Here is a 22,493-nt window from a genome sequence, read left to right on the forward strand (position 1 = left end):
TAATAATTACATAAATATATTTAATAACTAAAGGGGCAGCCTAAAGCATACCCCTTTAATTATTTTTGTTTTACGCTTTTAAGCCTTTTTTAAGTTCGCTTGGCTTCATTGGTAGGTCACGTAAACGCACGCCTACAGCATTAAACACTGCATTACCAATAGCAGGAGCAACTCCTATCACGCCAGGCTCACCTAAACCAACTGGAAACTCATCGCTTTGTAAAAACTCGATGTCCATATCTGGCACATCTTGCATTCTTAGCGGTAAATAAGTATTAAAGTTAGTCGCAGATACTTGCCCATCTTTATACGTATTTGACTCATGCAATGCAAGGCTGCTGCCCCATAGTAACGACCCTTCAATTTGCGCCAGTGCGCCATCTGGGTGAACTATTAAGCCCGCATCTACAACAACATAAAGCTTTTTAAGCGTTATTTTACCACTATCACGGTTAACGTGAACATGCGCTGCGGTTGCAAGCCATGCTGGCATGGTACGTTCTTGCCCTGAGCTTACAGAAAAACCAATACCTTCGTCTTTCGCCAATTTTACAGAAGCTACTTTGTCAGACACTGTTTTAAGCACATTACGTAAGCGCAGTGCTCCGCCAACGCTCTCAGGTGCTTTACCTGCTTGCTTGCCTTTACCATCTAACATTTCAATTCTAAATTGAACAGGATCTTTGCCTTGCTTATGGGCAATTTCATCAATAAACGACTCAAGACTCCATGCAATCCAACCTGGCCCTACTGAACGTAACCAACCTGGATTAAAGGTGCTTTGTGCAACTTCGTTATTAATAGCGCGTGCACGATGACTGCTCATGCTATACCAATGATCAGCGCCTGATGCCGAAAATGCATCAAATTTACCTTTGCCATCAACACCCGGTGATAAAAACCCTGGTGCCATAGCTTTAGTAGGCCAACCAGCAGCAAATGCATGTTCCATTCCTGTGAAGGTACCATTTTTATCAAACGACGCCGTCATTTTTGCAGCAGATGCGGAGCGAGACTGATCGAATAAACTATCGTCTGCTCGTGTAAATACCAGTTTTACTGGTTTACCTACTGCTTTTGCAGTTAGAGCCGCAGGTACAGTCCAGTCACCAAATAATCGACGACCAAAACCACCACCTAAATAATAAGGACGAATAATTACTTTGTTTTGTTCTATATCGAGTGCTTTAGCAAGCGCTGGTAACGTAAGTGACTGCCACTGGTTACCTGTATGAATAATCCAATTTCCGTCTTTAAACTCTGCAACCGCATTTAATGGCTCTAGCTGATAATGACTCGCTGTCGCTGTGGTATACATTGATTCTAACGACTCACTAGCGTCTGCTTGAGTTTTCTTTATATCGCCTTCATCAACAAACAAAGTACCCGAGTCGCGTTGCTCGCATAATCGCTTACCTTCTTTTTGAATATCAGCTTCAGATATATTTGCTGACTCACCCTTTTTATAACTCACCTTTAAAGCATCTACTGCTTTAATGGCACTTGGGTAACTATCAGCTAATACAACAACCCAGCCTTGAACTGTGTTACTAGGGTCATTTAAAATTTCATAGCCTTTGTAACCTTTAATTGCTTTTGCTGCACTATCATCAACGTTTGTTACTGTACTGCCATAACGAGTTGGTGGAATAACTGGACGCGCGTACAGCATGCCTTCAACTTCTACATCTATCCCATATACTGCTGTACCATTTGTTTTGGCTGGTATATCAAGCGCTTTAAAATCTTGTTTAAGCCCAGTTAAATGACGTTTATTAGCAGGTTTTAGTGGAAGGTTTGCAACTTCATCACTAGTAAATGTACGATTAAATTCGCCCTTTTTAACTATGTCTGCGTAACTAACCGATTTTTCGCCTGCAATAATATAGCCCTTTTCAGCACGACATTTATCTGCAGGCACGCCGAGCAATTTAGCTCCAGCTTCTATTAATGCAATTCGACCCGCAGCGCCGGCTTGGGATAATGGCTTAAAGCTTTGAAATACAGACCACGAACCACCCGTTACCATAAAGCCCCATTTTTCATGAGTATCTACGTAGGTAATTGATACTTTATCCCAATCACATTCAAGTTCATCAGCCACAATCCGCGCAAGAGCAGTACCGATATGTTGACCCATTTCAGCTTTTGCAATACTTACTTCTACAGCGCCGTCGGTGCTCATAGTCCACCAAATGGTGGGTGAAAAAGCTTGTTGCGCAATTGATTCTTTTGCACTGAGCGAACCCGAAAATAACGCAGGGGCAAACGCCATGACTAAACCTGCGCTAGCAGTGCCAATCATAAACGAGCGACGATTTAAATTAACGGTTTCGCTATTTTTTTGAAATAATTTTTTCATTATCGGCTCCAGTTAAGCGTCTTGTGCATTTGGATCAAATATATTTACTACACTTTGTGACTCATCTGCAGCGCGTTGAATAGCAGTTTTAATACGTTTATAAGCCATACAGCGACAGTAGTTACCATTCATATGGCTTACTATCTCTTCATCTGAAGGACTTGGGTTAGCTGCCAGTAATGTAGCCGCTTGCATTATTTGCCCAGACTGACAATAACCGCACTGTGGTACTTGCTCTTCAACCCATGCTTTTTGAAGTGGGTGTTCGTTATTAAGCCCTTCAATTGTGGTAATGTTTTTTCCTGCAATAGCGCCAATTGGTAAAACACAGGAGCGAGTTGCTTGCCCATCTAAATGCACCGTACACGCACCACACATTGCAATTCCGCAACCAAACTTCGTACCTTTTAATCCAATTTCATCGCGAATAACCCATAATAATGGTGTATCTTCACTTGCGTGTGATTTAACCACCTTGCCATTAATTGTAAACGTCACCATAGCTTGCCCCTTGATTAAGCTTTATAACCTGCGTTTAAATTGTTTAATTTAAACGCAGGTTATAACAGTTAAGATTGTTGTAACTACTAATCCATAACACATATAGTTACCGCATCAGCTACATTAACAGCTAAGTACCATAACCACTGCACTAAAGCGTTAGCGCAGCTAAAAATTATTTTGCCCTACGACTACTTTTTCACTCATTTTTAGCTATAAAATTACTTAGCTGCTTTTGAGTATCTATATCTACACTCGCACTACTTAAACTAATTGTATTAACGACCTCACTGCTGGAACGCAGTAATTGCTGCGCACCTCTATCTGAAGTTAAGCTTGCAAGCTGAGATAAATCAACCGCTGGGAATATAGCGGGTACACCTAAACGCTCGCCATAGTTTGCGCACCAGCGCGATGGATTACGTTTAAAACCAGTAACTAGCTCACTTAAGTGCGCTACTTTTAGCTCAACCTGATCCGCAAGCATAAATAAAATCCCATCAAAGGACTTATTTTTAAACACAGTTTGAGAAGCTGTCGCGATTGAATTACCCAAACCTTGGCTCCATTGCTTGTTCTCAATTAGCTCTATGCTTTGATAACCTGCCAGTGCCTGCGCTACTTCTTTATGCCATGCCCCGGTAACTACATACACGGGCGTGTCATCAAGTGCTTGAAGTGTATTTACAGCATGCTCAATCATTGTTTTGCCAAAGCCAATATCAGCTGTTAATTTACAGCCGTTAAAGCGAGATGATTGACCTGCGGCTAAAACAACTTTTGCAATTAGCACGGCTCTTGCCCCCAATGACTTAGTGATTGGGCATCTTTATCACACAGCACTGCATGTATTTCGCTGATCAGCGATAGTGCAATACTCTCTGGCGAGTCGCCGCCTAAATTTAAACCGACAGGCCCAAAAACAGGAGACTTAATTTGTGAAACACGCGTATTTGCGTGCTCTAAAACTTGTTCACGTCTGTGCTTAGGACCCAATAATCCTATATATTTAAACGGAACATCTTTAAATTGAGCCAACGTACTGGCGTCAAGTTCAACGCTGTGAGCCATTAAAATAGCCGCATCGACTTTATTAGTTATGCAATATTCTTTTAACTCACTCGGTGTGATGCGCAAAATAGCATCTGCATTTTTAAAATATTGTCTTTTTGCATTAGCCGCGCGTGTATCCCATACCGTTACACTCCAACCAAGTTGTTTGGCAAATGTATAAACCGGAACTGCATCTGCTCCACCACCTACTATTAATAGGTGGGGCGGTGGATAAATAGAGGTTTGCAAGCATGTAGCGCCTTGTAATTCTACCAATTGCGCTTTGCGGTTCATTGATAAACCATGCAACTCATCATTTTGCGTCAATACACCACTACCGGCTGGCAAAATGGGGCTTACTTGTTGAAGATATCGCCCTGGTTTATTCTCATTAAGTGCTTTAGATACAAGCTCTAACTGTAAATAGTCATTAGCCTTATGAATAGGCTGCAGTAAAATGTGTACTATGCCCCCACAACCAATGCCAAGTTGAAATGTTAAATCATCTTCATCGGTGGCATCATAACTAATGGTTTTACTGCTTAAAGTACTCATTACTTGTTTAGCGTGGCGCTGTATGTCAGCTTCTAAACAACCACCCGAAAGCATCCCTAAGCGCTCGCCTAGGCTCGAAATAAGCATCATAGCACCTAGCTTTCTGTAGCTAGAGCCTTCAATTTTGTACAAAGTAGCTAAAACCCATTCTTGGTTGTCCCTGTTGGGATACCAAGTGTTTAAGATACTTTTCAAATCTGTAACCATATATTGCCCTTTAAAAAGCATTTTTGCGTTTAAAAACAAATCAGCCTAAACAGCTAATTTAAAACTTAATAATTCACGCACAATTTAGTTTTTTATTATATCGTTTAAGGTCTCAATTAACTCATCAAATTGATCATTAACGCTTTGACGTTGTTTATCATTTAAGGTTGAGTTTAATTCGTAGAGTAAATTTATATATAAATCTAAGTTTGCTTCATTGGTTTTCAATAGTGCGTCGCTCATATATAGTTCGCGCTCTTTAATAACTGTACTCAACTGATTTATAAATTCTTTTTTTGTAATTTCAGCATTTGTAAATACCTGTTTGGCCGCATTCAAACGGGTTTGCTTGTACTCTAACCACAACGCTCCTGAGTCTTGATGTTGCTCATTAGTTGATTTAATCAGCGCTTTTTGTTGTTTATTAAGCTTTCCTATCCACTGCTCGTAGTATTCAAATTGCTCTTCCAAACGCTCATCTTTTCGCTCAAGCGGGCTTTGTTCGTTTAACTCTTCACGTTCGTCGTTAATTTTTATTTGAATATTGTTTAAAAGCTCTTCTCTTTGCTCACTTGATAAGGTTGCCCCAAGCTCAGCTAAAGGCATGTGCGCGTATTCAAGTAGGTTTTGCCAATGCTTTTTAGCAAAAACCACCTGCTCTTTTAACTGATCAATGCTTAGTGTGGTGTTAAAAAGTGCCTTAATATTTTGAATGTCTTGTTTGTAGGCAGGCAGCTGCGTACTTCTGTGCCAGGCTTGGGTCGTGTTAATAATCTGTTTGAGCTGCTTATTTTGTGTTTTATTTAAATCAATATAATCATCTACCCAAAATGACGAAAGCCAGCTCAAGTTGTTATAAGTGAATGAGGCTGAACAGCTACACAAAAATACCATGCTGATAGCAAAGCATGCATTTATCACTTTTTTAGCTTTAAGATTATTAAGCATCACTTTCCTTATTTAAAATTTTATACTCATGAAAATCTTATTTGATAATAATTATCATTAAGTATTGACTTGCGCGGTAATCTAACTAATAATCATTATCAGAAACAAAGTGTACCGACCTCAGTGCCTATGGAAGAATATTCAGCAAGGATGCTGACACATTAAAAGAAGAACGTGCCGCTTCGTGTTATTGCTTACTCGACCCAAGTAATAACACCAAATATCACATTTACTTGCTACATTGCTCATATTAGTGACGGTTAATATGACTCAAAAAAGCCCTAACGGGCTTTTTTTATATCTTTAAATTTTCTATAAAATCTGTATCTTACACTTCTTAAACTCATTAGCTTGCCTTGAAAGTCCACCGCGGTGTTATTTACATTTTATACGCACGATCTTATAAGGTACCGCCTTGCGTTTACACTAAAGCTGGCGTAAAACATAACAGTAGACACCCTTTTTTGCATCTATTTATAGTAACCGATTTAGTCTTTACATAAATGTATTGGGTATTAAACGTTTATAATGTGCAAATAGTGCAAAAATTTAATAAATTAGCATTTAACTATGGCCTGTTGACCTTTTAGGATTAAAATTTGTTCTATCTAGGCGCTATTTAATCGCCGCGCGAAGTTTGTAACTTAGTAAGCTCATTAAAAAACCGAGCAACAAAGAGCAAACCGCCTCAAGGGCGAGCCTAAATAGCAGTGGATGTTTAATCTAAAAAATGTACTGGCCCTAAAATCTATCGAAACTATTACTAATTGGAGACATTAATATGTCACAGTTTAATTTAAAAGCACTCATTCTTGCTGGCGTTTTACTTGCCAGCCCTTTCGCTCATGCAACATTAGAAGATGGCATAAGAGCAGCTAACGAAGGTGAATTTGCAGTCGCCCTAAAAGAATTCCAATACCTAGCAGACAAAGGTTTTGCGCCAGGAATTTACGAACTAGCCAAATTATACGAAGGTGGATACGGTGTAACACGCGATTACCGCAAAGCAGCTGCACTTTATCAACAAGGCGTTAAAAAGAACCATGCTGATTCGATGTTTGCTCTAGCTGTTTTATACGACGAAGGTAAAGGCGTTAAACTTGATCATCAAATGGCAGTTACCTTATTTGAAAAAGCAGCTAAGAAGAATTTACCTGCAGCTCAATTTAATTTGGGCGTAATGTACGCTAATGGCGTGGGTGTTACACGAGACTATGAAGCGGCACGTAACTGGTACGAAAAAGCAGCTGCAAACAATTACTCTTTAGCGCAATTTAATTTAGCCCTCATGTATTTTGAAGGACTAGGTATGCCAAAAGATTTAGAAAAGTCATATATTTGGAATACTATCGCTGAGTACAACGGTAATATGCAAGCGAGTCATAGCCGTAAACTTGATGAGCGTAAAATGCTGCCTAAAGAAATTGAAGAAGCTAAAGAAAAAGCCGATGCCATTTATGCAAAAATACAAGTGGGTACCTATGCTGGCGAAGGTCGCTTATTTTAAAGTTTAAGAGTTTAAGACCGTAGCTTTAAACTAATTTAAAAAAGGCTGAATTACATAATGTAATTCAGCCTTTTTAATATATCTTGATTAGCAAGTTAACACCTATTCAACTTTACCAAATCAGCACCCTATTATTTTATGTAAAGCCACTTTAGAAGCTTAATAATAAGTTTGCTTTGTTTTAGTAGCATAACAATGCGAGGATTAAACGAGCCCGATACTAACGTATTTTTAGCATGACTGAACGTTAAAAACCCTTCTATACCATGATAATGCCCCATTCCTGAATGCCCTACACCACCAAAAGGAGCATCGTCAGCAGTTACTTGCACTAAGGTATCGTTTATTGCCACAGTGCCACTGATTGTTTGCTTCATAATGTATTCTTGAGCGTGCTTATCTTGCCCTAAAATATAAAGCGCTAATGGGTGGTGATGAGCTTTAATATAGTCAATTGCGCTGTCGAGCTTTTCATAACTCATTATTGGTAGTATTGGACCAAATAACTCATCTTGCATAAGCTGCATTTCGTCAGTTACTTGAGTTACTAAATGCAGCCCCATACGGTGCTTTTCTTCGTCTTGCTGGTTTTGCTCAAGTGGCTTAATAATGTTTGCACCCAGTTCTTGGGCTTGCTCTAAGTAGGTTGCCAAACGTTTATAATGCCCATCGCTAATGATAGAAGTTAAGTTTTTACCTTCAACACCGTCTTTAAAATGCTTTTTATACAGCTCGCATAATTGCTGAATAAGCTGATGCTCAAGCTCTTTGGGTACAAATACGTAGTCGGGTGCAACGCATATTTGCCCTGCGTTGGCCATTTTGCCAAACAGTAAGGCTTGTGCCGCTTTTTTAATATCGACATTTTGCGTAATAATAACTGGCGATTTACCACCGAGTTCAAGCGTTACCGGCGTTAAATTACGACTCGCTGACGCCATTACTAATTTACCTACGTTCGTAGAACCCGTAAATAATAAATGAGCAAATGGCAGTGATGAAAACTGTGCTGCAACATCACTCGCCCCTAGTATTATTTTACAATGCGCTTGCATGTCATCTTTAAAGATTTTTTCGATAACGGCGTTTGTATGAGGTGTGAATTCGCTTAATTTAAGCATCACTCTATTACCGGCAGCTATAGCGGTAAGCACAGGTACTAACGCTAACTGAATGGGGTAATTCCACGGTGCAATAATACCAACCACACCTTTGGGCTGATAATTAACACTTACTTTTGAAGGCCACAAGCTTAAACCCACAGAGCGATTACTTGGCTTTGCCCATTTTGGCAATTTTTTAATAATGTGCGCGAGTGTTTGCACTGTAGGTAATATATCGCCTAGTAATGTATCGAAAGCGGTTCTGTAACCAAAGTCTTTTGAAGCAGCATCTACTAGCTCTTGCTCAAGTTCAACAATACGTACACGGAGTTTTTTCAATAAAACGAGACGTTTATCAATTGGCAAGTAAGGCGTTTCGAGAAAGCTTTTTTGCAATTCATCAAACTGGGGAATTAAAGGCATTGCCTGTGATGTCTCAGTGCTCAAAATAGGTTACTCAATTTTTAAAGTTATTAACGACTATAACCTTGTTCTGTTTTTCGAGCAATAACACTAATTATCTAAAAAAGAGCTTCTTAAGCAATATAAATAAGCATAAAGAGTAGCTTTGTTTAAAACTGTAAATATAAACAAAGCTACTCTGGCATAGGTTGGTTGGAACTAATTTAGTTCAGCTTTAAAAGCCAAATACTTGGGCTGCAATCGTCATTGTAACCAGCGTAATTAATACAATAGCCACAATGTTTAGCACAAAACCCGCTCTTATCATGTCGCGCATTTGAATTTGCCCTGAGCCAAACACAATAGCATTTGGTGGTGTCGCTACCGGCATCATAAACGCACAACTACACGCTATAGCTGCTGGAATAACCCAAACCAATGGTGAACCTGTTATAGACTCTGCAACGGGCCCTAACAAAGGAAGAAAGCCCGCTGCAGTTGCTGTATTGCTTGTGATCTCAGTTAAAAACGTAATTAATGCCACAACAACAAGTACACTCATAACAAGTGGAATAGTGCTAGCGCCTTCAATTAGATGAGCAATAAATTCAGCAAGCCCTGATGACTTAATTTGAGATGCAAGTGTAAGCCCGCCACCAAATAATAATAAAACGCCCCACGGCACTTTAGCTGCGCTTTCCCAATCAAGGATACGCTCATCTTTGCCTTTATTCGCTGGCATTACAAACAACAGCAATGCCGCTGCAATTGCAATAGTAGTATCTGAAATATTAAGACCTGTTATGTCACCTAATAAAGGTCTAAATATCCAACACAGTGCTGCTAAAACAAACACAAATAACACGCCTTTTTCGGCGCGCTGCATTATACCTAGGCTTTTTAACTGCGTTGAAAACACCGCTTTTGTATCAATTTTTTGATCGTTTTTAATATTAGCATCTACTTTATACGCAAATTTAGTAAGCCAAACCCAGCTAATAATTAGCATGCCTAAAGACAGTGGTACGCCTACAATCATCCATTGCGCAAAGCCAATTTCTATTTGGTAACTATCTGACAAGTAAGCAGCCATTAAAGCATTAGGCGGAGTACCGATTAAGGTAGCAATACCACCAATACTTGCACCATAAGCGATTGATAACAGTAAAGCCTTACCAAAACCTTCATTACTCGGGTCTGATTGCTTAACTAAATTAGTAATTGAAAGCGCAATAGGCAGCATCATTACAGCTGTTGCGGTATTAGACATCCACATCGACAAAAATGCGGTTACCAGCATCATGGCTAAAATTTGCAAGCTTGGCTTTTTACCCGCATATAACATGGTGCTTAGCGCAATACGTTTATGTAACCCCCAACGCTCCATAGCAATAGAAATTAAAAAACCACCTAAAAATAAAAATATTAGCGGGTGCGCATACGGGGCAGCCACGCTTTTAATTGCTGCTATATCAGCCAGTGGTGATATTACCAGAGGGAGCAAAGCAGTTGCTGGAATTGGTACTACTTCGCTCACCCACCACGATGCCATCCAAAATGCTAAACCTGCGGTTTTAAATGCCGCTACAGACATACCCGTTGGTGGATCGAGTAAACATGTCATTAGCATTACTACAGGGCCTAGTATCAAAAAAAGCCATTGGAAATTTCTTTTCTTATCTGGTTTTTGCGTGAGTATATTATCTGTCATGGCAGGCCTCTAAAATTTGTATTTAAGACCAAGCGCAACACTACTGTCGTCTTGTTCTTCTAAATTAAGGTCGGTGTATAAAAGGTAAGCAGTTGTTTGCTTGTCAAATACATAGTCAAGGCCCGTAGTCCATTGTGTTGCCTCAGAAGTTTGACGAAGTAAAGAGTCATCTTTAGCAAACTGTAATTTAGGTACCCATTTATCAAGCGTATAGCTTGCACTTAACACATAACCGTTACCTGATTTTATACCATCTGTTGATTCAGAATGCTGATATAGTGCACCAAGCTGTAATTGTTCAAATTTATAGGCTGCTGCTATTCGGCTCGCATTAATATTATTAAGAGAATCAACATGGCTTAATGATAAGTAATATGAGGTGTTTTTTAAGCTACGATCACCATAAATAAAAGTTGCTGCAAATCCAGCTTCGTTATCTTTGTTGTCGTCTTTTGGAGCATAAGTAAACGAAAATTGCGTATTATGCCAATAATTAGAAGTGTATGTTAGCGTATCACCAAGTCTATCTTGTCCTGCAATAACTTGGGCTATGTCACCTTGGGTTTCATTAAAGTTATCAACTTTGCCCTCAGAGTATTTAAAGCGAGTATCATTTCTTCCCACTACAAGCTCGCCAAATTGACCTTTTAAACCAAGATAAGTATTCCTTGCACTAAATGGCTCTTCGGTGTCATCTTGCTCAAAGCCTTTTACTTGCACTTCGTATTTAAAAACAACGTTTAAATATTCATTTAATTTGTGTTGCCCTTGAATACCTATACGCGAAAATGGCGCTTCAATCTGCGTGCCTTCTTCTGCGTAACGCATAATACCCGTATCTGTATTAGCAATTTGCACTTCGGCTTTACCATAAACATCATATTCAGTAGCGCAAGCCGTGTACGAGTAAAAAGCTAAGCTACTTATTGAGGTGAGTAAAATAGTAGAGTGTGTAAACTTTATCATTATGTGTCCTAATTATTAGAATCTACTTGTTGTCAGACCTAATAAGGCAACTTTACTGCCAATGGTAAAATACTTCTATATTTCAGATGGTTAATGGGTATTGCGTATAAAAAAGAGAATAAATGTGCGGTTTCCCACACACCATAAAAACGAAGTTGTCACATAAACCACACAATTTAGTCAATAAACATATCGCGGTTTAAATTGTATTTACTCATTTTATCGTAAAGGGTTTTACGAGCGATTTGCAGTGTATCCATCGTATTTTTAATACTGCCATGGTTACGCTCTAGGGCTTCTTCTATTAATGACTGCTCATAAAAAGCAACTTTTTCAGATAAGCTTAAATCGGGAGAAAGCTCACCTTTAGCCTGCGTTTTGCTAACACTAAAAGCAAGTTCTACTCCTAATAAAACCGCGCGTTCAGCTTGGTTTCTAAGCTCCCTTACATTACCAGGCCAGTCGTACGCTAAGAGTCGCTGTTGTATTTCGCTATTAAGAGGTGCTGGCGGCTTGTGATAGCGTGTTGCTGCAATAGAGCTAAAGTGCTTAAACAGTAATACTATATCTGCTTTTCGAGCTCTAAGTGGGGGTATATCTACTTTTACCAAACTTAGCCGATAATATAAATCTGCTCTAAATTCACCTTTTTCAACAAGTGAAAGTAAATCTACTTTAGTGGCTGCAACAATTCTTATATCTAACTCAATTGCTTTATTATCACCTACTGGAGTTACTTTTCGCTCCTCTAATACGCGTAATAATTTAACCTGCAACGACATTGGGGTACTTTCTATTTCATCTAAAAAAACTGTACCACCTTGTGCGAATTCAAACTTTCCCTTACGAGTGTGAGTTGCTCCGGTATAGGCACCACTTGCAGCACCAAATAACTCGCTTTCTATCAACTGCTCAGGCACCGCGCCGCAATTTATAGCCACAAAGTTACTTGCTGAGCGAATACTTTGATCGTGTAAGTAACGCGCTACAAGCTCTTTACCCGTGCCAGTTTCACCTTCAATCATTACATCAGCTGGGGTATCAATAACCGTATTGAGTAAATGCATCATATCTTGCATTTTAGGAGTATCACCTAGGATTCGTACACCCGGCGCTGAGGTTTTTTGTACAGCAAGTTTTAGTGCACGATTTTGAATCACTAAGCTACGCTTGTCGCATGCTCTTGCTATGCAATCAAGCAATGTTTCGTTTACTGGTTTTTCAAATAAGTCATACGCGCCTAATTGCATAGCTTTAACAGCAATAGTTACATCGGCGTACCCTGTTAAAAATATAACCGGCAGTTCACTATCAAATGCCGTGACTTGCTCAAGCAAAGTTAGCCCATCCATTGCAGGCATATTTATGTCACTCAGTACAACGCCCATAAAACGTCGATTAAGCTTTGTTAGAGCCGTACTTGCATCATTAAAGCACTCAACTGTATAGCCTTCGAGGGTAAGTAATTGTTTTAATGAATCTCTGATCATCGCTTCATCATCAACTACAATGATGTGCTTACACGGTGAGTTTTCAATCATCTGTTTTATCCTGCGTGCTTGATAGACTGATTATAAACTCAGCCCCGCCTTGCAGTCGATTGTGCGCACTTAAAGAGCCATTAAACGAGTCAATGATTTGTTTTGAAATAGATAATCCAAGGCCTAAGCCGTTACTTTCTTTAGTACTATAAAAAGGTTCGAAAATATTACCAAAAGCATGTTGCTCTATTCCAGGCCCTGTATCTAAAATTGAGAGTTTTACTCGGTTATCAAAGCACTCAACATTAAAACTTAATTTACGTATTATTGCGCCATTCATAGCTTGGCTCGCGTTAGTTATTAAGTTAACCAACACTTGCTCAAATTTAAGTGAATCAACCCACACTATTAACCCACTATCTAAATTAGGCTGCTCTACGTGTACGTTATCTTGTTTTAGTTGTGAGCTGGCAATCATCAAGGCGTTATTTAATAAACCAGCTAACGGATAAGGCCTTAATTGAGTTTGTGATGGTTTGCTAAAATGTTTTAGCTGCCCTACTATTTTGTGTACGCGACCTACAAGCCCCTCAATCACAGTTATGCTTTCGCCAAGTGCGGTGTAATTTTGCTTAGCGAGTAAACGTTTGGCGCTTGCTAGGTAAGTATTCATAGCGCTAAGGGGCTGGTTTATTTCGTGATTAATACCTGCGCTTAACTGCCCAATTGTTGCAAGTTTTGCTGATTGAACTAATGCAACTTGCGTTTTCTCAAGCTCTTGTGTGCGCTCAATCACTTTTTGCTCAAGACTATGCCTAGAGTAAACGAGCTTTTTATAACCCGCAAAACGAGCAAGTAAACTATAACCAACAATAATAACTAAAGCATAAATGCTAAATGCCCAAAACAAGCGTATTAATTGAGCTGAATTTACTTTTGTAATATCAACAAGTACGTTCATATGTGCACTAAAGTAACGCAATGGTTTTGTCGCACTCACATAAAGGTTTTTATTAATTTTGAAATGCGAAATACCCTGGCTCTTATATTGAAATTGCTTAATATATACAGGTTGATGATCTAAATAAGCACGGCGTAACTTTATATTACGTCGCTTTGTTATATCAAACTCACTGAAGCTATTTAAACGCCATGTTTGCATATCAGACATCGCAATTACATTATCACTAAGCTCTAAATAAAAATGGCTACCTTTAGATGTATTTAAAAGCTCTCTGTCGTTTTCAAATTTGCTTACATTCACTTTTAATACAACAACACCAACCGCTTTGTTGTCGTGATAAACAGCCTGCGAAAAATAAATACCACGCTCTTTTGAACGCATACCTAGTGCAAAGTAGGCCACTTTTTCACCTGCAAATGCACGTTTAAAGTAAGGTCTAAAGGCAAAGTTACTGCCTAAAAATGTGTAATCGGCTTGCCAGTTACTACTTGCCGTTACTGCGCCTTGGGCATTCAGTACAAATATATCTGATGCACCACTGGCTTGTTGTATATCAGCTAAGTAGTTATTTATAGCGTTGTAATGGGCTTGGTCGCCGTTTGCAAATTCAATCATTAACTGATTATAAGTAAGTAGCTGGGGAATAGCCGAAAAACGAGCGAGTTCAGTATCAATGTAATTATTTAATTGAGTAACCTGACGCTGCGCTTGAGCTATTGCTTTTTCAATATCGTGAGCGCGGCCTACCCAAAATGTAACAACCAAAATTAATACTAATAATATACATACTGTAATTATTTTTTTAGAAAACGTAAACATGGCCTACCCGAGAAATAGCCTAAAAATTTAAGGTCGCTAGTGTAACGACTTATATGAGGCAGGGATATAAACTTTTTGTTAACAAATGAATTTAATTATACTTGTTAATTAAATTTAGTCCTAAAAACAAAAAACACCGCAAACAGTTGTGCTTGCAGTGTTTAAGGTTTAGAACAAAATTAATACGTTATTAATTTGTAGCTAAAGCTGATCTGTTTTTTAGGTATTTGTATAAACCAATTAATGAAGCAGCTATCCAAAATATTTCTATCACAAAGCTCGCTAAATTAAAGTTATAGCAAAGGCTAATTAACAACAAAATCGCCCCTGTTAAATTCATCATATTATACGTTAGGCTAGATGGAGACGTCTTTCCTAGCTGCAGTAAGAAAAATGAACCAACTACTAAAAAAGTACCTGTCATACCTATGATGTCAAATAAGAGTGCTATCACGAAACTATCCTTTATCCATTTTTAAATAACCCAATAAACTGGCCCGATCCATGGGGAGGGTATTTTTTCATTCATTGAAACAGCAAACCGAGCGATTCTATCAATATGGTAAATTCTAACAAGGCCATATGTCCGTATGAATAAATTTTACTGTATCTGAATTATTTAAACGTTACTTTGCCACCAATTATTTTATAGGCAGGCGCACCACGAATAATCGCTTCTCGGGCAAAAGGCCGACTACAGTTAGGGCAAATACAGGGCTCTTGTGTAAAGTCTTGACTAATACGCTCTTTAAAACACTTAACTAATGCTCCTTTGCCTCCTTTTCGATACTTAAATAAGGAAGCTTTACAAGCAGAGCAAAAAATATCGACCGTTTTAGTGGGGCCTTTTTTATTAGGTTTTGCCATTAAGTCCTGCTGTACTGTATAAAAAATTATTCTTTATGATACCAGTTTATAGTAATTCGTTTAATTAAGTGATCTATTTGAGGGTAGAAAAACGTGTTGGTAGCTAGGCGAAGATTCGCTATTTAACTGTTCTAAATGAGAATTTTTTAACACAGGGAGCGACACGTTTAGCCTCGAAAAATGATTAAGTATTATTGCTCATTGGTATTAGGTGGGTAAAGGTGACCACTGGGTTTTAAAATTTTTACGCGGTATGGATATTAAAGTGAGCTCATAATAATTTAATGATGATGAAAAATATAACCTAATCTTTGAAAAAGAAGCGGTTTAATTGAGATGATAATACATTCATATTAAAAGGTTTGATTATAAACCCCGATACTTTAGCCGCAATAACTTGCTTAACTTTATCTGTACTATCCTCACAGGTAACCATCAACACAGGAATATCGGCAAGGGCTCTGTCTTTTCGAATGTTTGTGAGTAAATCAACACCATCCATTTTTGGCATATGAAGATCTGTAATAACCAAATCGAAATGTTGGTCACGCAATAAAGCCAAAGCTTGTAATCCATCTGTAGCTTCAACGATATTGCAATACTCCAATTTTCTTAGCATATTAATTAAAACATGACGCATGAGCGGCATATCATCAACTACTAATATTTTCATTAATACTGCTACCAAATCATGTAAATACGATTATATAAACCTACTCTACTCTCAGGTAAGAATCAAACCGGGCATTAACGGCTACTCAACCCTTACGGCCAAATACCTAAAATAAGCCCCATTAACGAAAACTGTAAAATACAGTAACTCCCATTAATTAAAAATAGTTTTAAAGGGCGTTGCTCAAATATATAACTTAACCCTAGTGAACTACTGATCCAAAAAAAGCCGATCACAAAGCCTGTTCCTACACACTCAACTAAACTTGCGTCTTTACCTAAAAATAGAGACAACATTAAAGCCGCTATAAATACTAAAAAGAAGCTGCCGCCAAATATCAACTTAGGATTGGCTGATTGTAAATCAAGGTCAGTTAAGCCAATACTTTCTAGCCAAGCGTTTTTAAAGAGTGCTTTTGAGTACCATATGCCGCCAAGCATAAAAGAAGACAGTGCAGCCACCAGTATTGCAAAATAATCTACATCTAAAAGGTTCATACAAACAGCCGTATACAAAATGTGTAATACCGTTTGGTATTAAATATTAACGGTATAAAGATACTCTCAATGTAGTTACAAATAAGGTATTGAGCAAATTGCTTAACTTGAGTTAATTGCCTTTATGGAGAGTAATTTTAAAAATAAAGGCTATAAATCGCCAAATTTAGCGCTAGTTAACGCCGCTAAATTAGTTGGGGAGAGTGCGATTTCTAAACCTCGCTTTCCAGCGCTCACATAAATAGTATCAAAAAGTGAAGCACTACTATGAATAAACGTAGCTAAGCGTTTTTTTTGTCCAAGTGGACTTACTCCCCCTAAAATATAACCAGTGCTAGCTTGAACTTTTTGCGGGGCAGCCATTGCTACTTTTTTGGCACCACATAATTTTGCCAACTGTTTTAAGTTAACTTGTTGCGACACAGGAGTAACAGCAACAATTAGCTGCCTTTCGTGTGTTTCAAGAACGAGAGTTTTATATACTTGGGCGCTATCTAAATTTAACTTTTCAACAGCTTCAAGCCCATATTGACTATTACCTGCATCGTGTTCGTAACTGAGTACTTCAAAGGGGATTTTTTGTTTTTTAAGTAATTCGATTGCTGGGGTCATACTATTTAATCGTGTTTTTTTTAACAGTAACAAAAATAAAATTTAAAGCAAAAAAAACGACGCTAAAAAGCGCCGTTTCATTATTAATAATAATTTAAATTTACTTAGTTAAATCATCAAAAAACTTTTTAACACCGTCAAAAAAGCCTTGCTCTTTAGGACGATTTTTCGAGCTATCTGTACCCATACTTTCATCTAACTCTTGCAGTAGTTCACGTTGACGCTCGTTAAGATTAACTGGCGTTTCGATTACTACCTTACAAATTAGATCGCCTTGGGCACCACTTCGAACAGACTTAACGCCTTTGCCACGCATACGGAACATTTTGCCCGTTTGCGTTTCAGAAGGTATTTTAAGTTTTGCACGACCATCAAGTGTTGGCACCTGAATTTCGCCACCAAGACCTGCTGTTGTAAAGCTAATTGGTACTTCACAGTATAAATTATTTGCTTCACGTACAAATATTTCATGTTCGCGAACAGATACTTGCACGTACAAGTCGCCAGATGGCGCGCCGTGCATTCCGGCTTCACCTTCACCAGTTAAGCGGATACGGTCTCCTGTATCAACGCCAGCTGGAATTTTAACTGAAAGCGTTTTAGTTTTTTCTACGCGGCCTTGACCATGACATTTGTTACAAGGGTCTGAAATAATCTGACCTTGTCCCTGACACGTTGGACACGTTTGCTGAACAGCAAAGAAACCTTGGCGCATTTGTACTTGGCCAGCACCATGACATGTAGTACATGTTTTAGGCTTAGAACCTGCTTTAGCACCACTGCCATCACATGGCTCACAACCCACCCATGTTGGTACTTTAATTTCAACTTCTTTACCACGAACCGCTTCTTCTAAGCTCAAGTCCATGTTGTAACGTAAGTCAGAACCACGTTGTTGACGAGATTGACGTCGACCACCGCCGCCACCAAAAATATCGCCAAATACGTCACCACATACATCACCAAAATCGCCATGACCGCCACCAAAGCCGCCATGACCACCGCCACCGCCTTGCTCAAATGCCGCGTGACCATGTTGGTCATACATTTGGCGTTTTTGAGGATCGGTTAAAATCTCGTAAGCTTCTTTAACTTCTTTAAATTTAGTTTCAAGCTCTTTATCGCCTGCGGTACGATCTGGATGATATTTCATCGCTAAGCGTTTATACGCTTTTTTTATGTCTCGCTCACTCGCATCTTTGCTTACGCCGAGGGCTTCGTAATAATCGCGTTTTGACATATCTATCACACTACTCTTTTCTGTTTGCAGCGTGAGCTGCTGGATAAACCGATAAATCGCATCGATTTATCATTGAATTTTTAAACCTTAAATACATGCAAAAGGCGCGACAAGCTATTGCTCGCGCGCCTCAATTGTTCATCCTAACCTAAACACTCGATTGAGTTAAGTGTTTTTGGCTAGCGAGAAGCGTTAGCAACAATTACTTGTCGTCTTTCACTTCTTCGAACTCTGCATCAACAACGTCGTCGTCTTGCTTAGCTGATTGCTGTTGCTCGCCTGCATCTGCTGAACCTTGCTGTGCTTTCGCTTGTGCAATTTCCATTAGTTTTTGAGACTTTTCAGCAAGAGCTTGAGTTTTAGCTTCAATCTCTTCTTTGTTGTCGCTCTTAATAGCAGCTTCTAAATCTACAACAGCCGCTTCAATCGCTTCTTTGTCTTCGCTTGGTAATGCATCGCCAGCTTCTTCAATTTGCTTACGAGTACCGTGTACTAGAGCATCAGCTTGGTTACGAGCAGCTACAAGTTCTTCAAACTTTTTATCGTCTTCAGCATGTGCTTCTGCATCACGAACCATTTTTTCAACTTCTTCATCGCTTAGGCCTGAAGATGCTTGAATTGTGATTTTTTGCTCTTTACCTGTATCTTTATCTTTTGCAGATACATGTAAGATACCATCGGCATCAACATCGAATGTTACTTCGATTTGCGGTGTACCACGTTGTGCTGGGCGAATACCTTCTAGGTTAAATTGACCTAGAGATTTATTGTCGCTTGAACGTTTACGCTCACCTTGTAACACGTGAATTGTTACAGCAGATTGGTTATCTTCAGCTGTTGAGAATGTTTGCGATTTCTTAGTAGGAATCGTCGTGTTTTTCTCAATTAATGCTGTCATTACTGAACCCATTGTCTCAATACCAAGAGATAATGGAGAAACGTCTAGTAATAGTACATCTTTGACGTCACCAGCAAGTACACCACCTTGAATCGCTGCGCCTACTGCAACTGCTTCATCAGGGTTTACGTCTTTACGTGGTTCTTTACCGAAGAAATCAGCAACTGTTTTTTGTACTAAAGGCATACGTGTTTGGCCACCAACAAGAATAATATCGTTGATGTCGCTTACTGATAAATCAGCATCAGCAAGTGCACGTTTAAGTGGCTCTAGAGATTTAGTTACTAAATCTTCAACTAGTGATTCAAGCTTAGCACGTGTTAGTTTCACGTTCATGTGCTTAGGACCAGATGCATCAGCAGTTACATACGGAAGGTTTACTTCAGTTGATTGTGCAGATGACAGTTCAATTTTTGCTTTTTCAGCAGCTTCTTTAACACGTTGCATTGCAAGAGGATCAGTTTTTAAGTCTAAACCTTGATCTTTCTTGAATTCAGCTACTAAGTAGTTGATTACACGGTTATCGAAATCTTCACCACCTAAGTGAGTATCACCGTTTGTAGCAAGTACTTCAAAAGTGTGCTCGCCTTCAACTTCATCAATTTCAATGATTGATAAATCGAAAGTACCGCCACCTAAGTCATATACTGCAACGATGTTTTCGCCACGGTTTTTATCCATACCGTAAGCAAGTGCCGCAGCAGTTGGCTCATTGATAATACGTTTAACTTCAAGACCCGCAATACGGCCAGCATCTTTCGTTGCTTGACGTTGTGAATCGTTAAAGTATGCAGGTACTGTGATTACAGCTTCAGTTACTTCTTCACCTAAGAAGTCCTCTGCCGTTTTCTTCATTTTTTTCAGTACTTCAGCAGAAATTTGTGGTGCAGCGCGTTTTTCGCCACCCGCTTCTACCCATGCATCGCCGTTATCAGCTTTGATGATTTTAAACGGCATAATGCCGATATCGCGTTGTACTTCTTCGTCTTCAAAACGACGACCAATTAAACGCTTGATTGCAAATAATGTGTTTGTCGGGTTAGTAACCGCTTGACGCTTAGCAGATTGACCTACTAATGTTTCGCCGTCTTGCGTGTAAGCAATAATAGACGGGGTTGTGCGATCGCCTTCCGCGTTTTCAATAACACGTGCTTTGCCACCATCAAGTACTGCAACACAAGAGTTTGTAGTACCTAAATCGATTCCAATAATTTTACCCATGAAACTTCTCCAACTTCAATATTCGTTAATACGTTCGATGACATAGTAAATAGGGATGCGCCAAACTTATTTCAACTGTAAAAATGAAAAAAAATCCATTTTTTGTGATTTATTTACAAAATAACCCTAATAATTGTAAGGAATGGTGATTTTTGCACCGCCAGAGACGTTTTTAATTACTGGTCTGACTAGTTTGGTTGTGTTATAAATTTATTAAATCGCACTATAAAAGGACATCTTCATGCATTTTGAACAATTACTTCTCCAAGCTGCAAAAATTGGAAGTTCAGACAATACCGAACAATTAACTAGCACAATGCAATTTCCAGAAAACTGGTGCCAAGGCAGAACTGCTTTTGGTGGGCTCTCAGCCGCACTGTTGTATCAAGCTATCAGAGGAAAAGTATCCAGTGATCGTCGCCTACTCTCACTCAGTACAAATTTTGTAGGGCCATTACTAGCTGATACTCCTTTTTCGTTATCGGTAGAAATATTACGACAAGGTAAAAGCAGCACACAGGTACTCGCCAAAGCCATTCAAAATGAACAAGTGTGTGTAATTGTACAAGCGTGTTTTGCTAAAAGTAGAGAGTCGGGTGTAAATGTGCCTGTTTCAAAGTCTTTAGGGTTAAAACCGGTAGACGAGCGCCATACTCTACCTTTTATTAAAGGCCAGATGCCTGAATTTTTTCAACATGTTGATTTATGCCCTCAACAAGGTGCCATGCCATTTAGCAGCGCAGAAACGTCTCACTTAGGGGGATGGATGCGCTTTAAACATACGCCCGAACAAATAACTGAAGCGCATGTAATTGCATTAACAGATGCATGGCCACCTACGTTATTACAAATGTTTAAACAACCCGCTCCAGCTAGTAGCATGTCATGGTATTTAGAGTTTGTACAAGAGCCAAACTTATCACCTGGCGAATGGCTTGGCTTTGAAGCAATCACTCATCATTCAAAAGATGGCTATGGTTTAGAAGATGGCTGTATATGGTCACAATCCGGTGAGCTAATAGCGCTTACACGTCAAACAGTGGCGTTATTTGATTGATGAATGGGTTTGGCCTTCATCAACAATTCTTTTATAAGTACCGTTTTGCTTGATGAGCGCCAAACCTATATCAAACTCAGTAGCTAAAGAGAGGTTATTAAAATAAGCAGGTCGCTCTGCTTTTGGAAATAAAGTGTAAATTTGCACAGCTTCGGGTGATTTATGTTGATTGTAGTAATAGTAAAAAATACGCTTATCTAATACAATTACATCCACCCAACCTTTTAACAGCTTATCTACCTGCGCCTTTTGATTAATAACCTCTTGATATGAGCTAAAGTGTTTAACATTACTTTTAAATATAGAAGGCAGATATGCAGTTGCATTTTGAAAAGCAAGAACGTTTTTATTAAACATGCCTTCTATTTTATCAATATTATATTTATTTCGCTTGAGTGTAATGGCTACATTTTCATAACTAAGTACCGGTTTACTTGAGTAAATACCAGGACTACTTCCTCCTGCATAATTTAAAAGTATATCTACTCCTTTATTATGCAATTGATGCTCAGCGCGTTTATTAGACATATATTGCACATTAATATTGGCAAATCCATTAGCCTTTAACGCGGCTTTAATTAAACCTAGGTGTATACCTGAGTCTGTTTTTGCAAAAACATAGGGCGGAATTGATGCGCTCGCGGCGATAATTACTTCTCGCTCTATATTAATAGCCACAGCATTTTGCGAGAAAATAAAGAGCCACATTAATATGCAGTACAAATAATATTTCACACGCTTCCTTTATATAACGAGCAGCTTGATGGCAGAACGCGTTGTATTAATGTATTAAATATAGCAAAATTGAAGAAATATTCTTCTTGCTTGGTATTAAATTGCAAACTGTCT

Annotated in this window: 20 protein-coding genes; 2 read left to right on the plus strand and 18 right to left on the minus strand. The window is 38.8% G+C overall.

Annotated features, from left to right (window positions below):
• Positions 1-70 precede the first annotated feature (70 nt).
• The 5 genes from H5161_RS04185 to H5161_RS04205 form a co-directional block, all read right to left on the minus strand.
• Positions 71-2,362: a xanthine dehydrogenase family protein molybdopterin-binding subunit gene (locus H5161_RS04185; protein WP_182768751.1), complete on the minus strand. Its 2,292-nt coding sequence runs from the start codon at positions 2,360-2,362 to the stop codon at positions 71-73.
• A 12-nt stretch (positions 2,363-2,374) separates the two neighbouring features.
• On the minus strand, positions 2,375-2,863 hold the full coding sequence (locus H5161_RS04190; RefSeq protein WP_182768752.1) for a (2Fe-2S)-binding protein: 489 nt from the start codon (positions 2,861-2,863) through the stop codon (positions 2,375-2,377).
• Positions 2,864-3,062: 199 nt separating this feature from the next.
• Positions 3,063-3,656, minus strand: coding sequence for a nucleotidyltransferase family protein (locus H5161_RS04195; RefSeq protein WP_182695170.1), 594 nt, complete (start codon positions 3,654-3,656; stop codon positions 3,063-3,065).
• Positions 3,650-4,678, minus strand: a complete 1,029-nt coding sequence (locus H5161_RS04200) for an XdhC family protein (RefSeq protein ID WP_182768753.1) — start codon at positions 4,676-4,678, stop codon at positions 3,650-3,652. The genes H5161_RS04195 and H5161_RS04200 overlap by 7 nt, the downstream gene beginning before the upstream one ends.
• Positions 4,679-4,762: 84 nt before the next feature.
• Positions 4,763-5,626 (minus strand): DUF6279 family lipoprotein, encoded by an 864-nt coding sequence (locus H5161_RS04205; RefSeq protein ID WP_182768754.1) that lies wholly within the window; start codon positions 5,624-5,626, stop codon positions 4,763-4,765.
• Positions 5,627-6,407: 781 nt separating this feature from the next.
• Between H5161_RS04205 and H5161_RS04210 the strand changes: the two genes are divergently transcribed.
• A complete protein-coding gene (locus H5161_RS04210) occupies positions 6,408-7,133 on the plus strand; it encodes a tetratricopeptide repeat protein (protein WP_039488497.1) in 726 nt (241 codons plus the stop codon).
• A 131-nt stretch (positions 7,134-7,264) separates the two neighbouring features.
• Here H5161_RS04210 and H5161_RS04215 read toward each other — a convergent pair whose 3' ends face one another.
• The 12 genes from H5161_RS04215 to dnaK form a co-directional block, all read right to left on the minus strand.
• Positions 7,265-8,659 (minus strand): coniferyl aldehyde dehydrogenase, encoded by a 1,395-nt coding sequence (locus H5161_RS04215; protein ID WP_370660922.1) that lies wholly within the window; start codon positions 8,657-8,659, stop codon positions 7,265-7,267.
• A 214-nt stretch (positions 8,660-8,873) separates the two neighbouring features.
• Entirely contained in the window at positions 8,874-10,349 is a 1,476-nt protein-coding gene (locus H5161_RS04220; protein ID WP_182716873.1) for an SLC13 family permease, read from the minus strand.
• A 9-nt stretch (positions 10,350-10,358) separates the two neighbouring features.
• Complete coding sequence (locus H5161_RS04225) at positions 10,359-11,315, minus strand: porin (RefSeq protein WP_002959079.1); 957 nt, start codon at positions 11,313-11,315, stop codon at positions 10,359-10,361.
• Positions 11,316-11,491: 176 nt separating this feature from the next.
• A complete protein-coding gene (locus H5161_RS04230; protein ID WP_039488492.1) occupies positions 11,492-12,856 on the minus strand; it encodes a sigma-54 dependent transcriptional regulator in 1,365 nt (454 codons plus the stop codon).
• Positions 12,849-14,579 (minus strand): ATP-binding protein, encoded by a 1,731-nt coding sequence (locus H5161_RS04235; RefSeq protein ID WP_182768756.1) that lies wholly within the window; start codon positions 14,577-14,579, stop codon positions 12,849-12,851. Before H5161_RS04235 ends, H5161_RS04230 begins: the two co-directional genes overlap by 8 nt.
• A 190-nt stretch (positions 14,580-14,769) precedes the next feature.
• The gene (locus H5161_RS04240) at positions 14,770-15,033 is read right to left on the minus strand and encodes a hypothetical protein (RefSeq protein ID WP_024595558.1); all 264 of its coding nucleotides are present in this window, start codon (positions 15,031-15,033) and stop codon (positions 14,770-14,772) included.
• 161 nt (positions 15,034-15,194) lie between these two features.
• Complete coding sequence (locus tag H5161_RS04245) at positions 15,195-15,446, minus strand: hypothetical protein (RefSeq protein ID WP_024595559.1); 252 nt, start codon at positions 15,444-15,446, stop codon at positions 15,195-15,197.
• Between the two features lie 304 nt (positions 15,447-15,750).
• On the minus strand, positions 15,751-16,119 hold the full coding sequence (locus tag H5161_RS04250) for a response regulator (protein ID WP_024595560.1): 369 nt from the start codon (positions 16,117-16,119) through the stop codon (positions 15,751-15,753).
• 92 nt (positions 16,120-16,211) lie between these two features.
• Positions 16,212-16,616, minus strand: a complete 405-nt coding sequence (locus tag H5161_RS04255; RefSeq protein ID WP_024595561.1) for a DUF1761 domain-containing protein — start codon at positions 16,614-16,616, stop codon at positions 16,212-16,214.
• A 150-nt stretch (positions 16,617-16,766) separates the two neighbouring features.
• On the minus strand, positions 16,767-17,228 hold the full coding sequence (gene ybaK / locus H5161_RS04260) for a Cys-tRNA(Pro) deacylase (protein WP_024595562.1): 462 nt from the start codon (positions 17,226-17,228) through the stop codon (positions 16,767-16,769).
• Between the two features lie 100 nt (positions 17,229-17,328).
• Entirely contained in the window at positions 17,329-18,468 is a 1,140-nt protein-coding gene (dnaJ, locus tag H5161_RS04265) for a molecular chaperone DnaJ (RefSeq protein ID WP_182768864.1), read from the minus strand.
• Between the two features lie 202 nt (positions 18,469-18,670).
• Complete coding sequence (gene dnaK, locus H5161_RS04270) at positions 18,671-20,587, minus strand: molecular chaperone DnaK (protein WP_002959064.1); 1,917 nt, start codon at positions 20,585-20,587, stop codon at positions 18,671-18,673.
• A 241-nt stretch (positions 20,588-20,828) separates the two neighbouring features.
• On the opposite strand from dnaK, the gene H5161_RS04275 reads away from it, so the two are divergent.
• Complete coding sequence (locus H5161_RS04275) at positions 20,829-21,644, plus strand: thioesterase family protein (protein WP_182737518.1); 816 nt, start codon at positions 20,829-20,831, stop codon at positions 21,642-21,644.
• On the opposite strand, the gene H5161_RS04280 is transcribed toward H5161_RS04275, so the two are convergent.
• Positions 21,633-22,172 carry an amino acid ABC transporter substrate-binding protein gene (locus H5161_RS04280; RefSeq protein WP_404936162.1) on the minus strand — a complete coding sequence of 180 codons (540 nt, stop codon included), beginning with the start codon at positions 22,170-22,172 and terminating at the stop codon, positions 21,633-21,635. The genes H5161_RS04275 and H5161_RS04280 overlap by 12 nt on opposite strands.
• Positions 22,173-22,493 lie beyond the last annotated feature (321 nt).

The organism is Pseudoalteromonas sp. SG43-5 (assembly GCF_014164345.1).
GTDB lineage: Bacteria > Pseudomonadota > Gammaproteobacteria > Enterobacterales > Alteromonadaceae > Pseudoalteromonas > Pseudoalteromonas distincta.

What these genes read in the sequence shown, in the direction of transcription:
- H5161_RS04245 (WP_024595559.1), bottom strand. Translation starts at nt 15,446, where the DNA reads ATGGCAAAACCTAATAAAAAAGGCCCCACTAAAACGGTCGATATTTTT.
- H5161_RS04250 (WP_024595560.1), bottom strand. Translation starts at nt 16,119, where the DNA reads ATGAAAATATTAGTAGTTGATGATATGCCGCTCATGCGTCATGTTTTA.
- H5161_RS04230 (WP_039488492.1), bottom strand. Translation starts at nt 12,856, where the DNA reads ATGATTGAAAACTCACCGTGTAAGCACATCATTGTAGTTGATGATGAA.
- H5161_RS04280 (WP_404936162.1), bottom strand. Translation starts at nt 22,172, where the DNA reads ATGTCTAATAAACGCGCTGAGCATCAATTGCATAATAAAGGAGTAGAT.
- H5161_RS04205 (WP_182768754.1), bottom strand. Translation starts at nt 5,626, where the DNA reads ATGCTTAATAATCTTAAAGCTAAAAAAGTGATAAATGCATGCTTTGCT.
- dnaJ (WP_182768864.1), bottom strand. Translation starts at nt 18,468, where the DNA reads ATGTCAAAACGCGATTATTACGAAGCCCTCGGCGTAAGCAAAGATGCG.
- H5161_RS04210 (WP_039488497.1), top strand. Translation starts at nt 6,408, where the DNA reads ATGTCACAGTTTAATTTAAAAGCACTCATTCTTGCTGGCGTTTTACTT.
- ybaK (WP_024595562.1), bottom strand. Translation starts at nt 17,228, where the DNA reads ATGACCCCAGCAATCGAATTACTTAAAAAACAAAAAATCCCCTTTGAA.
- H5161_RS04220 (WP_182716873.1), bottom strand. Translation starts at nt 10,349, where the DNA reads ATGACAGATAATATACTCACGCAAAAACCAGATAAGAAAAGAAATTTC.
- H5161_RS04225 (WP_002959079.1), bottom strand. Translation starts at nt 11,315, where the DNA reads ATGATAAAGTTTACACACTCTACTATTTTACTCACCTCAATAAGTAGC.
- H5161_RS04185 (WP_182768751.1), bottom strand. Translation starts at nt 2,362, where the DNA reads ATGAAAAAATTATTTCAAAAAAATAGCGAAACCGTTAATTTAAATCGT.
- H5161_RS04200 (WP_182768753.1), bottom strand. Translation starts at nt 4,678, where the DNA reads ATGGTTACAGATTTGAAAAGTATCTTAAACACTTGGTATCCCAACAGG.
- H5161_RS04235 (WP_182768756.1), bottom strand. Translation starts at nt 14,579, where the DNA reads ATGTTTACGTTTTCTAAAAAAATAATTACAGTATGTATATTATTAGTA.
- H5161_RS04275 (WP_182737518.1), top strand. Translation starts at nt 20,829, where the DNA reads ATGCATTTTGAACAATTACTTCTCCAAGCTGCAAAAATTGGAAGTTCA.
- H5161_RS04255 (WP_024595561.1), bottom strand. Translation starts at nt 16,616, where the DNA reads ATGAACCTTTTAGATGTAGATTATTTTGCAATACTGGTGGCTGCACTG.
- dnaK (WP_002959064.1), bottom strand. Translation starts at nt 20,587, where the DNA reads ATGGGTAAAATTATTGGAATCGATTTAGGTACTACAAACTCTTGTGTT.
- H5161_RS04215 (WP_370660922.1), bottom strand. Translation starts at nt 8,659, where the DNA reads ATGCCTTTAATTCCCCAGTTTGATGAATTGCAAAAAAGCTTTCTCGAA.
- H5161_RS04190 (WP_182768752.1), bottom strand. Translation starts at nt 2,863, where the DNA reads ATGGTGACGTTTACAATTAATGGCAAGGTGGTTAAATCACACGCAAGT.